Genomic DNA, 13,950 nt, shown 5'->3' on the forward strand with positions numbered 1-13,950 from the left:
AGGTCATCCCGGCGGCCAGCGGAAATCGTCGGCCCGCCCCGGTTGCGGGGCGGGGGCATTCCCGCGCAACAGCGTGCGTTCCACGGTGCCCATGGAGTCGCCGTCGAGGGGGCGACCGGTCACCAGGGCGCCGCCGGGCGATGTTTCGCTGCGCGAGAGCGGCACGACGGGCCCGGCAGCCGGCTTGACCGGGAGGGCGGGGATCCCGGCCGGTTCCGGGAGGCTCGGGAGCATGGCCGTGATCTGGCGGTCGATGGTGGCCGTGTCCGATGACGCCTCGCTGCCATCCAGGCTGGCCCCCGGCACGGCGACCGGGGTCCCCGGCGTCACCGACGCCGTCGCGGGCTGATCGGAGACGGCGGGGACAGTCGTGCCCATCAGGCGCTTCAGTTCGATATCGGCGAAATGGGCGAGCTTGCGGTCGCCCGCCTTGGTGAAATGCACGCCATCGGACGTCCGGAGCTTGGCGATCTGCCCTTCCGGATCAGGGCCGGAGGCGGTGTAGCGGTCGCGGTCGTCCACGAAGCCCGGCCAGATGTCGACATAGGTCGCCCCCGCCTTGGTCACGGCCTCACGGACCACGTCGTTGATGGCGGCGAGATCCCGTGTCAGGCTCTGGCTCTGCATCGGCGGCAGGCCGACCCAGATCAGCGGGATCTTGTGATCGGTGAAGGGCTTCACCATCGCCTCGACACGCGCCCGGTAGAGTTCTTTCCATCGGTCCGTCAGCGGATCGACCGTGGTGTCCCCGTCGCGGATCGCTTGGCGATCGTTGGCGCCCATCATCACGAGGCCGTAGCGGACCTTGGGATTGGCCTGAAGATAATCCTCGGCCACCTTCGGCCAGTCGACCAAATCCTTGCGCACGAGGCCGCTGTCGCCTTTCGCGCGGTCGATCACCGCCACGTCCGAATTGTCCTCGAAGACGTCGTCCAGTCCTTTGGCCAGGTGATCGGCGAGGGAATCGCCGAATACGGCGATCTGCATGCTCGGATCGGTCTTGGCGGTGGCTGCCTTCGGCGGCTCCGGCGCGCGAACGGGCCGCTGCCGCCGCCGGATCGAAGGACGCTGGCTGTCGGCGGTTCCATAGCCGCGCTGGCGTGGGGGCGGGGGACGATAGGCCCGCTCCGGGGGCGGAGCGGCCTGCTGGGGGCGATCCTCCCAAGGCCAGTAGAATTGACGCGGAGCCTCCTGCGGCGGCGCATAGCGCGGTGGCCGGGCGTAGGGCCCGTCGTCACGGTAATAGGCATCGCGCGGGCGGCGGCGCGGGGGCGCTTGATAATAGCCACCCCGGGGATCGGTATAGCCGTCGCCCCATTGCGCCATCGCCGGCACGGGCACGAGGGCCGTGAGGCCGAGAAGCGCGCTGAGAAAGGCGCCCGGCCGAAGGATACGGCCTCGCCGGGAACGCGGCAGAGGGAAAGAAGAAGAGCCCGTCATTCACCCACAACGTTCGTGTTCACCCGCAGGCTAGGGTCACGATAGCGGAATGCGCCGCCGCCGTCTAAGCGACCTACCGTTCAGTGAGCGTGAAGGTGGCTTAGCAAGGCAGGGGTCGCGTAGCCGTCCACGGGGAGGCCGGCGTCGAGCTGGTATCGGCGCACCGCTTCTCGCAGCTTTGGCCCAGCCCGGCCGTCGGCGTCGCCGCGGTAGAAGCCTTTGGCAGTCAGGCCCTCCTGCAAGGCTTTGATGCCGGCGCCGTCGAGGCGAGGCGCTTTGGTGGGCCAGGGGGCGGACAAGGGGGCGCCACCGGCAAGGCGATCCGCGAGATGCCCCACGGCGAGGGCATAGGAGTCCGAGGTGTTGTAGCCGCGGATCACCTCAAAGTTGTCGGTCAGAAGGAAGGCCGGTCCGCCGAGGCCGCCGGGGAGGAACAGGCTCGCCTTGCCCGCGGCGGGGAGCGCTGCACCGTCCGTGCGGGCGACGCCGCGGGCAGTGAAATCGGAGAGGTCGCCCGCATAGCGGCCGAGGTCGAAGCCCACGGGCAGGCGAACCTCGTAGCCCCAAGATAGACCGGGTTTCCACCCCAGATCTTTCAGGTATGAGGCAATGGAGCCGAGGGCATCGGCATCGTCCCGCCAGATGTCCCGCCGTCCGTCGGCGTCGAAATCGACGGCGTGGGCGAGATAGGTCGAGGGCAGGAACTGCACTTGTCCCATCGCCCCCGCCCAGCTCCCGCTCATGGCGGAGGGCGTCACATCGCCCCGCTGAAGGATCGTCAGGGCATCGAGCAGTTCGTCACGGAACAGCATTCCGCGATGCCCCGAAACGGCGAGGGAGGCCAGGGCGCGGATCGTCGGCACCGTGCCGGGGCTGGCGCCGAAATCGGATTCGACCCCCCAGATCGCCAGGACGACGGATCGGGGGACGCCGTAGCGCGCTTCGATGGCGCGGAGCGTCGCGGCGAGGGCCTGCCCCCGGGCGGTCCCGCGGGCGATCCGGGCCGGCGTGACGGCGCCGACCAGATAGTCCCAGACGGGGCGGCTGAACTCGCCCTGGCGGCGGGTCCGGGCGATGACCGCGGGGTCCGGCCCCTTCACATCCCGGAAGGCGCCGTCGAACGTCGCTTCCGAGACGCCCCGGGCCAGGGCATCGCGCTTGAGGCCAGCGACGAACTCGTTGAACGATGCATCTCCGCCCGGAGCTGAAATTGCCGGGCGGGCGATGATGAAGACGAGGGTGGCAAGAGCCGCCGCGAGCCGTCGCACGCCTCAGACCCGATTGCGTTTGGAAAGGTGATCCTCCCAGGCCAAGGCCTGAGTCACGATGGTCTGCAGATCATCGTAGCGCGGGACCCAACCGAGATGCGCGCGGATCCGGTCGGCTCCGGCCACGATCCGGGCAGGGTCTCCCGGCCGGCGCGGGCCGATCCGCACGGCGAAATCCTTGCCGGAGACGCGCTTCACCACCTCGACGACCTCAAGCACCGAATAGCCGCGGCCGTAGCCGCAATTCAGCACGAGGCTTTCGCCGCCGCCGTGCAGGTGATCGAGGGCGAGGCGGTGCGCTTCGGCGAGATCGGTGACTTGGATGTAGTCCCGCAGGCAGGACCCGTCCGGGGTCGGGTAATCCGTGCCGTAGACGTCGAGGCGGTCCCGGTGGCCGAGGGCCGCCTGGGTGGCCACCTTGATGAGATGGGTGGCGTTGGGCGTCGACTGGCCGGACCGGCCCTGCGGATCTGCGCCCGCGACGTTGAAGTAGCGCAGGATGACGTAGGTGAAGCCGAGGGCCGCCGCGGCGTCGGCGATCATCCATTCGCTCATCAGCTTGGAACGGCCGTAGGGGTTGATGGGGTTCAGGGGAACCGTTTCCATCACCGGAACGGTTTCCGGCTCACCATAGACCGCCGCAGTCGAGGAGAAGATGACGTGTCGTACGCCGGCGCCCACCGCCGCCTCTATCAGTGCGCGGGTCTTTACAGTGTTGGCAAGATAATAGCCGAGGGGATCCGACACCGAATCGGGAACGACGATTTTGGCCGCGAAATGTGCGAGGGAGTCGATCCCGTGTTCGCGGACGGTGCGCGCTACGAGATCCTGGTCCGCGACGTCCCCGACAACGAGGTGCACGCCTTCCGGAACCGCCCAGTCGAAACCCGTGGAAAGGTCGTCCAGCACGACGACGTCCTTATGACCGGCATCGAGAAGTGCCAGCACCATGTGGCTGCCGATATACCCAGCACCACCCGTAACCAGGACTGCCATCTCGCCTCCACTGCCCCGCTTGGGATTTCGCCCGACAGGTAACGTCCGACGATAGATTTACACCGGACTGCTTGTCAGTATCACGTCCCGGGCCTTGCGGCGGACGGCGCTGTCTGTCTCATCGTCCTGGGCATTGTTCAACTCCCTCGTTTCAAGGCCATCGCTCGATGAAACCAATCCGCAAGGCCGTCCTCCCCGTCGCGGGTTTGGGCACGCGTTTCCTGCCGGCGACCAAGGCCGTACCGAAGGAGATGCTGACCGTCGTGGATCGGCCGGTCGTCCAGCATGTGGTGGACGAGGCGCGGGAGGCCGGCATCGAGCATTTCATCTTCGTCACCGGCCGCGGCAAGGCGGTGATCGAGGATCACTTCGACATCGCCTTCGAACTCGACCGCACCTTGGTCGAACGCGGCAAGCAGGCCGCCTACGACGAACTCAAGAAGGACCTCCCGCAGGCCGGTCAGACGAGTTTCACGCGCCAGCAGGCACCTCTCGGCCTCGGTCATGCGGTCTGGTGCGCCCGGGAGATCGTCGGCGACGAGCCCTTCGCGGTCCTTCTGCCGGACATGCTGAGCCGTGGATGCATGGCGCAGATGCTCGCCGCCTACGAGCGGCACGGCGGCAACGTTGTGGCCGTGGAGGAGGTCGCCCCCGAGGAGACCCATCAGTACGGCATCGTGAGTGTCGGCGAGACCTACGGCCAGACCTTCGAGATCACCGGCATGGTGGAGAAGCCGAAGCAGGGCACCGCTCCTTCGAACTACATCATCTCCGGCCGCTATATCCTCCAGCCCGAAATTTTCGGGATCCTCGAGCACGGCAAGAAGGGCGCAGGCGGTGAGATCCAGCTCACCGACGCCATGATCGACCTGATGGCGGAGCAGTCGTTCTACGGCATGCGCTACGAAGGGCGAACCTACGATACCGGTTCGAAGCTCGGCTTCCTCACGGCCAACGTGGCCTATGCCCTGGAGCGTCCGGACCTCGCTGGCCCGCTGAAGGCCGAGATCGCCAAGCTGCTGGCGGATCAGTGACGAGCCCCGCACCCCGGGGCAGGGAGGCATGCGCATCAAGCGGGGTCGGCAAACATTTTGACCCTTGCTTTTTGTGCGACGCACTTTAATTTGTGCATTGCAGGAACGCGATGGCGTCGCGATCCTGCTGCCCTTCTTGGGCGTTTCCTCCCTAGACTTCGGGCCACTCCTTCGGGGGTGGCCTTTTTTCTTTGCGCAGACACGATGACTGCGCGTAGTCGCCCCCGCCGACGGCCTATTCGGCGGCCATGCGAGGAGCCGGCATCTCACCCGGCCCGTTCGCCACCGCCGCGACGATGGCCGTGAGGCTTTCCATCAGCCTGGGAAAATCGGCCGTGAGGGCGAGGCTCGACTCGTTCATGTAGAGCGCCCGGTTCACCTCGATCTGCAGGGCGTGCCGCCCGAGACTGGGCTCGCCGTAATGCTCGGTGATGAAGCCCCCGGCATAGGGCTTGTTGCGGACGACCCGGAATCCATGCGCCTGGAACTGCGCTTCGAACGCATCGATCAGCATCGGCGCACAGGCCGTCCCATAGCGGTCCCCCAGGATCACATCGGCCTTTACGTCGTCGCGCCCGAGGCTCGTCGACGGCATGGAATGACAATCGATCAGGACGCACGAGCCATGCGCCTTTGCCGTGCGCTGGATCAGGCTTCGCAAGGTTCGGTGGTATGGCTTGTAGAGGGTCTCGATCCGCGCGACCGCCTCCGCGGCGGCGATCCGGCCCGGGTAGATTTCCTGCCCATCGGCCACGACCCGCGGCACCGTGCCGAGCCCCCCGGCGACGCGCATGGAGCGCGTGTTGGCATAGGGGGGAAGCCGGCCCTCGAACATGCGCGGGTCGAGTTCGTAGGGCTCCCGGTTCACATCCAGGAACGCGCGGGGAAAGTTCGCCCGGAGCAGCGGCGCGCCGAGGCGGACCACCGGCGCGAAGAGGCGATCCACATGGGCGTCTTCCGAACGGCGAAGGCTCAGGCCATCGAGTCGCGATGCCGCGAGGAAGCTCGGCGGATAGACCGCCCCGGAATGTCCGGTGTTGAAGACGTAGGGAAGGGAGTGGCAAGCCGGCTCATCCACCTCGAAAGGCGGATCGAACAGGTTTGCAGGCCCTGCAGGCCCTTGGGGGTCGTTGGCGGAGATTGTCATCGACGGCGTGGACGCTCCGATCGCGATCCCGTATCCCGGCTGCTGCACAGTCTGGGGCGGAGACCCGCCCCTGTCCACTGGCTGGTGGGTGAAACGAGGCGACCCGTCCACTCGCGGCTTCGTCAATGCCGCCAGCCTTTTCGGTTACCCGTTATTTACCAAACCGTCCCTTTATGGGATCAACGCTTCGATTCGAGGGTCCGGAACCGTTCGATGAAAATTCTGCTGGCGGAAGACGACAATGACATGCGCCGGTTCCTTGCGAAGGCGCTGCAGAACGCAGGCTACGACGTGCTCTCGTTCGACAACGGTCTCTCGGCATACAACCGCCTGAGGGAAGAGCCGTTCGAGCTGCTTCTGACCGACATCGTGATGCCTGAGATGGACGGGATCGAGCTGGCCCGCCGGGCTACCGAGCTCGATCCGGACATCAAGGTGATGTTCATCACCGGTTTCGCGGCGGTGGCACTGAACCCCGATTCCAAGGCGCCGAAGGACGCGAAGGTTCTGTCGAAGCCGTTCCACCTTCGCGATCTCGTCAACGAGGTCGAGAAGCTTTTGGCGGCCTGAGGTCTTTCGGGATCGGGCGATGCCTGGCGTGACCGTGCTGCCATAGGCAACGTCCGCAGGAAGACCCTATATGGGGGATCTTCCGCGCGGGACGCAGCCGACATGCAGCCGGTGACGATCTATACGACATCCTGGTGCCCCTATTGCGCGGCGGCGAAAAGCCTGCTGTCGCAGAAGGGCGTCTCCTTCCAAGAGATCGACGTCGAGCGGGTGAGCGGCTCCCGGGCGACTATGGTCGAGCGGGCCGGCGGCCGTACCAGCGTTCCGCAGATCTTCATCGGAGACACCCATGTGGGTGGCTGCGACGATTTGTACGCCCTCGACAAGTCCGGAAAACTCGATCCGCTTCTGAAGGCGTCCGCCGATGCCTGAGCAATTCGTCGCCGCCTGCGTGCAGATGCGCTCCGGGCGAGACCCGGCCGTCAACCGAGACGCTGCGGTGGCGGGTGTCCGCGAGGCGGCGTCCCGGGGGGCGCACTACGTGCAAACCCCTGAGATGACCTCCCTGGTGGAACGCAGCCGGGAAAGGCTTTTCGCGGTCGTCACGGACGAGGCGTCCGATCCGACCCTCTCGGCCCTCCGCCAGACGGCGAGTGAGTTAGGGGTGTGGGTTCAGATCGGCTCCATCGCCGTCCGGAACAGCGACAAGATCGCCAACCGCGCCTACCTGATCGGTCCGGACGGTGGCGTAGTCGCCTCGTACGACAAGCTGCACCTGTTCGATGTGGACCTCCCGAGCGGCGAAAGCTGGCGGGAATCCTCGACCTACACAGGGGGCGGTTGTGCCGTGGTGGCCGAGACCGCCCTCGCCGCCGTCGGCTTGACGATCTGCTACGATGTTCGCTTCGCTGCGCTTTATCGGGCGCTGGCCGAGGCCGGGGCCGTGATGCTAACCGCCCCTGCCTGCTTTACACGGCAGACGGGTGAAGCCCACTGGAGCGTTCTCCAGAGGGCACGGGCCATCGAGACCGGCTCGTTCATGGTGTCGGCGGCCCAGGGTGGCGTGCACGAGGATGGCCGCGAAACCTACGGCCATTCCATGATCGTCGATCCGTGGGGTCGAGTGCTGGCGGAGGCGGGTACCGAGCCGGGTGTGATCCTCGCGGAGATCGACCTTTCGCTGGTGGCGGATGCGCGGGCGCGTATCCCGGCCTTGCGCCATGCCCGCCCCTTCACCGTCGAGCGTGTTGGCGACCGCTCCTGAACTCCATTCGATTGGGCAATGATCCGGTACAATCTGGTTTGCGAAGCCGCTCACAGCTTCGAATGTTGGTTTCCCTCGTCGGAGTCCTACGACACGCAGATCGCCCGTGGCTTGGTGAGCTGCCCGACCTGCGGGACCACGACCGTTTTTAAGGCGATGATGGCCCCCAGGGTGGCGCGGAAGGACAGGGTGCCGCCCCCGGCTACGTCCGGTCCTCTGCCCGAAAGACCCGTCACCCTGATCTCCGAGCCGGAGCGCACGTTGCGGGAGGCGATTAAGGCGCTCCATGCCCATGTGGCGGCCACATCGGAGCATGTCGGCGCCCGGTTCGCCGAAGAGGCACGGAAGATCCATTACGGCGAGGCGGAAGGCCGTTCGATTCACGGACAAGCGAGCCTCGACGAGGCCCGCGCCCTGTTCGATGAGGGCATCGAGGTCGCCCCCCTGCCGTTTCTACCGGACGACCGAAATTAGCCTGCGTCCTACGATCCTGTGATTTTAGGACCGGCGCCAGGGATGATTCCCTCAGACTCGAATCGGCCGAATCCCTCCATCAGCCCATTCCGTCATTGCGAGCAGGGTGAAGCAATCCAGGGAGCCGCTTCGATCTGAAGTGTTTCGCCGCCCTGGAGTGCTTCGCTGCGCTCGCAAGGACGGCGAGAGTTTTCTTGTCGGATCGGATCTCGACGGACCTCGCTTTAACGCCGCAACGCAACAGTTCCGGCGAGGGAGGCGAGGGCAAACGAAATTACGGCGCTCCACCCGGCAAGGGACACACCGACCACGCGAAAGGCCGCCACGGAGCAGTCGACGACGTGAGCGGACTTGAGCGCGTTCATGAAGTCCCCCACCGCCGCAGGGTTGGCGCCGGTGCCGCCCCCGCAATCCGTCGGTCCCGGCCAGAAGCCCCATTCGGCGCCCGCATGGTAGACGCCGACCCCCGCGCCATAGAGCAGGCCGATGGCGGCGAGGCCAAGGGCGAGGCGGGCGATCCGCTCGGGGGCGAACAGCGCCATCAGCCCAAGGGGGATCGCCGCATAGTAGGGAAGCCGCTCGATCAGGCACAGTTTGCACGGCACGTAGCCGTAGACGTACTGGAGCACGAGGGCCGCACCGACCGTGAGGGCGGCGACGATGGCGACCCAGAGGGCGGCGGTCTTGATGCGGAGGGCGGCCTTCGTATCCAGCGTCACAGGATCACCTTGAACAGGATGAAGCCGAGGATGATCACCGCCACGGAGATGGCGGCGACAACGTTGAGATGCCTGTCGAGAACACCCCGGATCTGCACGCCGTAGCGGCCGAGCAGGGCAGCGAGAATGAAGAAGCGCGCGCCGCGGGTGATGATCGACAGCACCGTGAACCAGAACAGGCTGTAATGGGCAAAGCCGGAGGTAATGGTCACCAGCTTGTACGGAATCGGCGTCAGGCCTTTCAACAAGATGACCCAGTGACCGTATTCCGCGTAACTGTGCTGGAACGCCTCTGCTGAATTCTGCAAGCCATAGAGCTTGATCAAGGTTTGCCCGATGGAGTCGAACAGCAGGGCGCCAATGGCGTAGCCCACGAGCCCGCCGATCACCGAGCACGTCGTCGCCACGGCAGCATAGAGCCAGACCTTGTCCGGTCGGCTAACGGCCATGGGCACCATCATGGCGTCCGGCGGCAGGGGAAAGAACGAACTTTCCGCGAAAGCCACCGCCCCGAGGGCGTAAGGCGCGGAGGGCCGGTCGCTCAGGGCCAGGATCCAGGCGTAGAGCCGGCGGAGCATCAAATCTTCCGGGGAGGAGGGGAGGGAGGTGGCGCCCCTTCAAGCACAGGCCACCGCCCAAGGCCAGAGAGGGGCTCCTTCAGAAAAGTCTTGGCCCGGCAGGCCTACCTGTGCCATGAGCCCCGGCGCGCGGGTATGGCGGAACTGGTAGACGCGGGCGACTCAAAATCGCCAGCCGCAAGGCGTGGGGGTTCGATTCCCTCTACCCGCACCATCCTCAGATGGAATGACTGGCCTCGCGGCGCGTGGGGCGCACTCACGCAGATCCGGCTATCCAGACGCAGATCACACTGGATCGGTTCAGGGGTTCGCGGCGATAGCGCATCGCGACGTCGAGCCGATCGTCAGCCGCGATCCTCTGTGATGTCGCGGAACTCCATCTGAACGTTGCTGTAAAGACGCTTCAGCCACATCTGCGCTTCGGCCAGCTTGGCCCGGCTCAGCTCGGTTTCTTGTTCCGCCCGGCGTGCCCGGGCATCGGCCATCTTCGCCGCCAGTTCCGCGCGTTCCGCCCGGAGATGCGCGTCCCGCGCCGTAGATTCCGCGAGCCGCAAGCGGCGTTCGGTCTCTTCCAGGCGATGCCGGGTCGCGTCGATCATCGCCTGCGAATGCTGGACGACGTCCTGCGTGAAACGCCGTGCCTGACGGATCCGGGCGCCGACGTCGCGGATCAGCTCGATCGCCGCCGGCCAGTTGGGCGGATTGCTATCGGGGCCCGAAGCGGGGCAATCCGGAAACAGCTGCACGACGCCGGGCCGTTCGCCGGCACTTTTCACAGGGGTGAGAAGCTGGCGCAAGGTCGGGCGCATGGCGTCGTCGGAGACGGGCTGGACGGCCCCCTTCTGGCCCCCTTCGGCAACCGGACGCCCCTGTGCGCTTAGCGGCATCAGCCTTGAACCTCGTCCGGAATCGAGAACTCATCCACGATCGTGTCGTGAACTTGCCGCAGCCATGCCTCGCAGGCGCGGGCTCGATCCTCGGCGATCCTGGCCCGCTCTTCAAGGGACCGGATCCGCTCCGCGGCGGCAGCTTCTGCCTGCGAGGCCTTCGCCTCGGCGGCACGGACCCGCTCTTCTGCGACGCCCATATCGGCACGGAATCGTTCGACCATCTTATCGAACTCGAGTTCGCGTTCGCGCGCCTGCGCTTCCACTTCCCGCACCCGGCTTGCGCTCAATCGAATTCTGTCGATCAGCATCGACCAATCGGAACCGGGCTCGCGCATCGTCGTCCTCGGCGAATCGTCGTCGATCGAAGATCCAAAGGCCTTGAGGATCGTCGCAATGCTGGCCGCCGGACGAGTCGCTAGAGGCGTAATCGTAGTATCGGCGTCAGAATACTTATTCCGCTCCTGTCGCAGCGCCATCTCGGAATTGATATGGGGAAGCATGACTGGCGGGCCTGTAAGAACGCACTGCTCAACCCTGAGCCGTGTCCTTAATTTTGTCTAAAGCGTCGGCTGACTCAAGTCCCAAAAGGATTGCTGCGCGGCGTTTTCCCGAATTTCGCCGGGCTGTGCCCTTGACATTCGTCGAGACAGTTAATGGCTGCGCAGTCGAACCCATTTTATAAAAGACCACGCCGTTGCGCGAGTGGAACATCAAAGGATCGATTTCAGTCATCCGTCATCGCCATGGTGTTCTTGATGCAGATGTGGAAACGGGCCGGCGACGACCTACCCCGTAATGGTGAAAGGTGTCATTCACCCTGATAGGGCTGCGGTCGGTCGGCCGTCTCGCCTGCCCGGCTAACGGTCACCGCGCGGGGAGGGACGGCGATTGCTGCGAGGGTCATCGCGGGTTCGGCAGGGATGAACACCTATGCAATCGGAGATATTCACGGTTGCTACGATGGTCTCCGGCTTCTTCTGGAGCGGATCGCGGGGCATGCCGCAGGCGAACCGCACCGGGTCGTGCTGTTGGGCGATTACGTCAATATCGGCCCGGATACGGGCAAAGTCCTCGATCTGCTGATCGCCAACCTCTCGATCACCGTTCTGCGGGGCGATCATGAAATGATGTTGCTGGCAGCCGCCCGCGGCGATGCCCGCTCCAATTGGAATTTCGACTATCACGGGGGTGGCGAAACCCTGCGAAGTCTTGGTGTGACCAAGGCTTCAGCGATCCCTGAGCGCTATACCGCGTTCCTGCGCCGGAACCTCGTGCGGTACGTCGAAGACGATCAGCGGGTGTTCGTCCACGCCTCGATCGACGCCACCATCGCCGAGATGGCCGACCAGGACGACACGACCCTCCTGTTCGCCAGGACGCCGTTGTCGCCTGCGCCCGGCCTCTTCTTCCGGTACCTCGTGCACGGGCATTTCCCGCAGGCCGACGGACTGCCCGAGATCCTGTCGCACCGCTGCAACCTCGACACGGCCGGTTGCGTAACCGGCGTGTTCACTTGCGGCATATTCGACGACAGCCAGCCCGATCCGATCGACATCATTCAGGTCCGTTAGGGCGGGTTAAGAAAAGGTCCGGCACAGGTTGCAATTATGCAACAAGCAGAAAAAGCTTGGCCACGCACTGTTTTCGGCATTCGTCAGTTGCGACGGAGACTGAAATTTGCTTGAGAAAGCGCGAGTTCCACCATCGCCAGCTTGCTCGATGAGCCCGAACGAGGATCGCTCCGCCCCGCTCGACAACGTCGGTGGATGTTCTGGATGTCCGGACGCGACCGGGGCGGTCTGGTCTTGCTGCCGGTAAGTCAATAGGGTCTGACGAGCGCTATCAGCGAGGAGTGGGCCACATGGCGGCTGAGCGCCAGGGAGATCGGGCAATGGCTTGGATGCCGATCAAGCGCCTGCTCGGGCAGGGAGCGGGATCGTCGGAATCGTCTCGGGATGCGGGAGCGCCTCGATCCGATTGGCTGTCCGATATCGATCAGAATGTGGTCCTACCGCCGGAAAGTTCGCAGCGCGCGTCGACAGCCCCTGCACCGCGTCCGCCCCTGCAGCAGCGCCGCCCGCAGGCCCAATATGCGCAGGATCAGGCGTCCGGGCCGGCCCAGGAGGCTGATCGCGATCAGGCCGAGGTTCGGAAGGCCGCCCATACCCAGGCCCGCCAGGACAGTGTCGAGGCGGCCCAGCACCCCTACAGCGCCTTCGACGCGATCGGGCAGCGCAACGAACTGGTGCGCGTGCGCATCAGCCAGATGATGGAGCGCCTGGACGACCTGAAATCCCTCCAGGCGGATTTCTCGCAGATCCTCGAACCCCTGGCGGTGGTGGCCGACGAACTGCCCCAAGCCAAGATTCGCATCGCCGAGCTTGAGGTTCTTCTGGCGCGCGAGCAGGAGCACATCCGGAGCGTGCGCCGGGAACTCGGCGAGGTGAACAGCCGCGCCGCCACCAGCGCCAACGAGTTGGCCGCCGCCTCCACGGAGTTGCAGCGCCTTGAAGGGCAGCTGCGCGAGCGTGAAGCCGAGGCCGAGGAGCTTCGCGTCCGGGTCCGGGACCGGACCGTGGCAGTCGAGAACATGGAGCGCCAGCTCTTCGCCGAGACGGAGCAGGTGCGGGCCCTCACCGGCGAGAACAAGTCCCTTCGCCTCGAAGCCCAGGCCGCCGACCAGGCGATGACCCGGGCCGAGCGGGAATTGAACGACCTCGGCGAGCGGCTGAGCCTAAGTGAGCAGGATGCCCGCCGGCTTCAGGCACTGGCCAGCGAGCAGGCGGTCCGCCTCTCGGAGGCCGAAGCCCGGGTCGTCGAGTTGACGCAGCAGGTCGAGCTTCTGCGTCAGCGCAACCGGGATCTCGAGGCACAGCTTGCCGCCGAGACGTCTGCCCGGGAACGGGGCGAGGGTCAGTTCGAGACCGAGATGGCGACGATCCGGGCGGACCGGGCCAACCTCGCCATGAAGCTCGACGCGGCCCTGGGCCGGTCCGGCACCCTGGAGCAGTTGCTCGGCCAGGTCCGCAGCCAGCTCCGGGAGCGGGAGGAGGCGGCCCGCACCGCCGACAGGGCGCTGAAGGAATTCCAGATCGAGCGGACGACCCTCGATCGGCGTCTGGAGGGTCTGCAGGGCGAACTGCAGCGCCAGACTGAGCGCGTCTCCGAACTGCAGCGCCTCCGTGGGGATGCGGACAGCCGAGCGGACATGCTGACCAAGGCCCTGGCGGCGAAGGAAGCCGCGATGGATCAGGCCCAGACCCGGGTCGCCACCCTGGCAGACCGTATGGAGCAACTCGGGCGCCGTCATGAGGCCGAGAAGGGCGAGCTCCAGGCCGCGAACCGCCGTCTCGTGGAGGAGTTGCAGAACGAGCGCTCCGAACGGGCCCTGGCGCAGGGCGCCCTCGACATCGCGCGGGAAACCCGCTCCTCGCTCCAGAAACAGCACGAAGCGCTCAAGCGCGCGGTCCGCAACCTGCACGGGGTCGATCCGGCCGCCCTCCTGGGGATTGCATCCCCCGAGGCGAAGGCCGAGCGTGCTGAGGAAAGCAACGTCACGCCGTTCGTTCCGCCGGAGCGGGACGGTCGAGAGGGACGGTCGAGTGCCGACGCGAACACATGAATAGGTCA

At 65.8% G+C, this 13,950-nt stretch carries 16 protein-coding genes and 1 tRNA gene; 8 read left to right on the top strand and 9 right to left on the bottom strand.

Annotated elements, in window-relative coordinates:
* Positions 1 to 3: 3 nt before the first annotated feature.
* From MFF22_RS10130 to galE, 3 genes are all read right to left on the bottom strand, one after another.
* Positions 4 to 1,326, bottom strand: coding sequence for an SGNH/GDSL hydrolase family protein (locus tag MFF22_RS10130; RefSeq protein WP_238248907.1), 1,323 nt, complete (start codon positions 1,324 to 1,326; stop codon positions 4 to 6).
* Between the two features lie 194 nt (positions 1,327 to 1,520).
* Positions 1,521 to 2,651 (bottom strand): lytic murein transglycosylase, encoded by a 1,131-nt coding sequence (locus MFF22_RS10135; RefSeq protein ID WP_370877528.1) that lies wholly within the window; start codon positions 2,649 to 2,651, stop codon positions 1,521 to 1,523.
* Positions 2,652 to 2,711: 60 nt separating this feature from the next.
* Positions 2,712 to 3,704, bottom strand: a complete 993-nt coding sequence (gene galE / locus MFF22_RS10140; protein WP_238248849.1) for a UDP-glucose 4-epimerase GalE — start codon at positions 3,702 to 3,704, stop codon at positions 2,712 to 2,714.
* Between the two features lie 167 nt (positions 3,705 to 3,871).
* Here galE and MFF22_RS10145 point away from each other — a divergent pair, with 167 nt between their 5' ends.
* Entirely contained in the window at positions 3,872 to 4,738 is an 867-nt protein-coding gene (locus MFF22_RS10145) for a UTP--glucose-1-phosphate uridylyltransferase (RefSeq protein WP_238248850.1), read from the top strand.
* Between the two features lie 235 nt (positions 4,739 to 4,973).
* Here the strand turns inward: MFF22_RS10145 and MFF22_RS10150 are convergent, their stop codons facing one another.
* Positions 4,974 to 5,885, bottom strand: a complete 912-nt coding sequence (locus MFF22_RS10150; RefSeq protein ID WP_238248851.1) for an N-formylglutamate amidohydrolase — start codon at positions 5,883 to 5,885, stop codon at positions 4,974 to 4,976.
* 213 nt (positions 5,886 to 6,098) lie between these two features.
* On the opposite strand from MFF22_RS10150, the gene cpdR reads away from it, so the two are divergent.
* The 4 genes from cpdR (at position 6,099) to MFF22_RS10170 (ending at position 8,133) form a co-directional block, all read left to right on the top strand.
* The gene (gene cpdR / locus MFF22_RS10155) at positions 6,099 to 6,455 is read left to right on the top strand and encodes a cell cycle two-component system response regulator CpdR (RefSeq protein ID WP_003603128.1); all 357 of its coding nucleotides are present in this window, start codon (positions 6,099 to 6,101) and stop codon (positions 6,453 to 6,455) included.
* 102 nt (positions 6,456 to 6,557) lie between these two features.
* Positions 6,558 to 6,827: a glutaredoxin 3 gene (grxC, locus tag MFF22_RS10160; protein ID WP_238248852.1), complete on the top strand. Its 270-nt coding sequence runs from the start codon at positions 6,558 to 6,560 to the stop codon at positions 6,825 to 6,827.
* Complete coding sequence (locus tag MFF22_RS10165; RefSeq protein ID WP_238248853.1) at positions 6,820 to 7,659, top strand: carbon-nitrogen hydrolase family protein; 840 nt, start codon at positions 6,820 to 6,822, stop codon at positions 7,657 to 7,659. The genes grxC and MFF22_RS10165 overlap by 8 nt, the downstream gene beginning before the upstream one ends.
* Before the next feature lie 18 nt (positions 7,660 to 7,677).
* Positions 7,678 to 8,133, top strand: a complete 456-nt coding sequence (locus tag MFF22_RS10170; RefSeq protein ID WP_238248854.1) for a DUF1178 family protein — start codon at positions 7,678 to 7,680, stop codon at positions 8,131 to 8,133.
* A 224-nt stretch (positions 8,134 to 8,357) separates the two neighbouring features.
* On the opposite strand, the gene MFF22_RS10175 is transcribed toward MFF22_RS10170, so the two are convergent.
* Entirely contained in the window at positions 8,358 to 8,846 is a 489-nt protein-coding gene (locus tag MFF22_RS10175; protein WP_238248909.1) for a disulfide bond formation protein B, read from the bottom strand.
* Between the two features lie 2 nt (positions 8,847 to 8,848).
* A complete protein-coding gene (locus tag MFF22_RS10180) occupies positions 8,849 to 9,430 on the bottom strand; it encodes a YqaA family protein (RefSeq protein WP_238248855.1) in 582 nt (193 codons plus the stop codon).
* Between the two features lie 129 nt (positions 9,431 to 9,559).
* Between MFF22_RS10180 and MFF22_RS10185 the strand changes: the two genes are divergently transcribed.
* Positions 9,560 to 9,644, top strand: a tRNA-Leu gene (locus tag MFF22_RS10185).
* Positions 9,645 to 9,774: 130 nt separating this feature from the next.
* Here the strand turns inward: MFF22_RS10185 and MFF22_RS10190 are convergent.
* The 3 genes from MFF22_RS10190 to MFF22_RS10200 form a co-directional block, all read right to left on the bottom strand.
* Positions 9,775 to 10,239, bottom strand: coding sequence for a hypothetical protein (locus tag MFF22_RS10190; protein WP_238248856.1), 465 nt, complete (start codon positions 10,237 to 10,239; stop codon positions 9,775 to 9,777).
* Positions 10,240 to 10,316: 77 nt separating this feature from the next.
* Positions 10,317 to 10,820 carry a hypothetical protein gene (locus MFF22_RS10195; protein ID WP_238248857.1) on the bottom strand — a complete coding sequence of 168 codons (504 nt, stop codon included), beginning with the start codon at positions 10,818 to 10,820 and terminating at the stop codon, positions 10,317 to 10,319.
* 28 nt (positions 10,821 to 10,848) lie between these two features.
* Entirely contained in the window at positions 10,849 to 11,052 is a 204-nt protein-coding gene (locus MFF22_RS10200) for a hypothetical protein (protein ID WP_238248858.1), read from the bottom strand.
* Between the two features lie 188 nt (positions 11,053 to 11,240).
* Here MFF22_RS10200 and MFF22_RS10205 point away from each other — a divergent pair, with 188 nt between their 5' ends.
* Together MFF22_RS10205 and MFF22_RS10210 are read left to right on the top strand one after the other, a co-directional pair.
* Positions 11,241 to 11,891, top strand: coding sequence for a metallophosphoesterase (locus MFF22_RS10205; protein ID WP_238248859.1), 651 nt, complete (start codon positions 11,241 to 11,243; stop codon positions 11,889 to 11,891).
* Between the two features lie 320 nt (positions 11,892 to 12,211).
* On the top strand, positions 12,212 to 13,942 hold the full coding sequence (locus tag MFF22_RS10210) for a chromosome partitioning protein ParA (protein WP_238248860.1): 1,731 nt from the start codon (positions 12,212 to 12,214) through the stop codon (positions 13,940 to 13,942).
* Positions 13,943 to 13,950: the final 8 nt, after the last annotated feature.

Origin of the sequence: Methylobacterium persicinum, assembly GCF_022179525.1 — a bacterium.
Taxonomy (GTDB): Bacteria; Pseudomonadota; Alphaproteobacteria; order Rhizobiales; family Beijerinckiaceae; genus Methylobacterium; species Methylobacterium persicinum.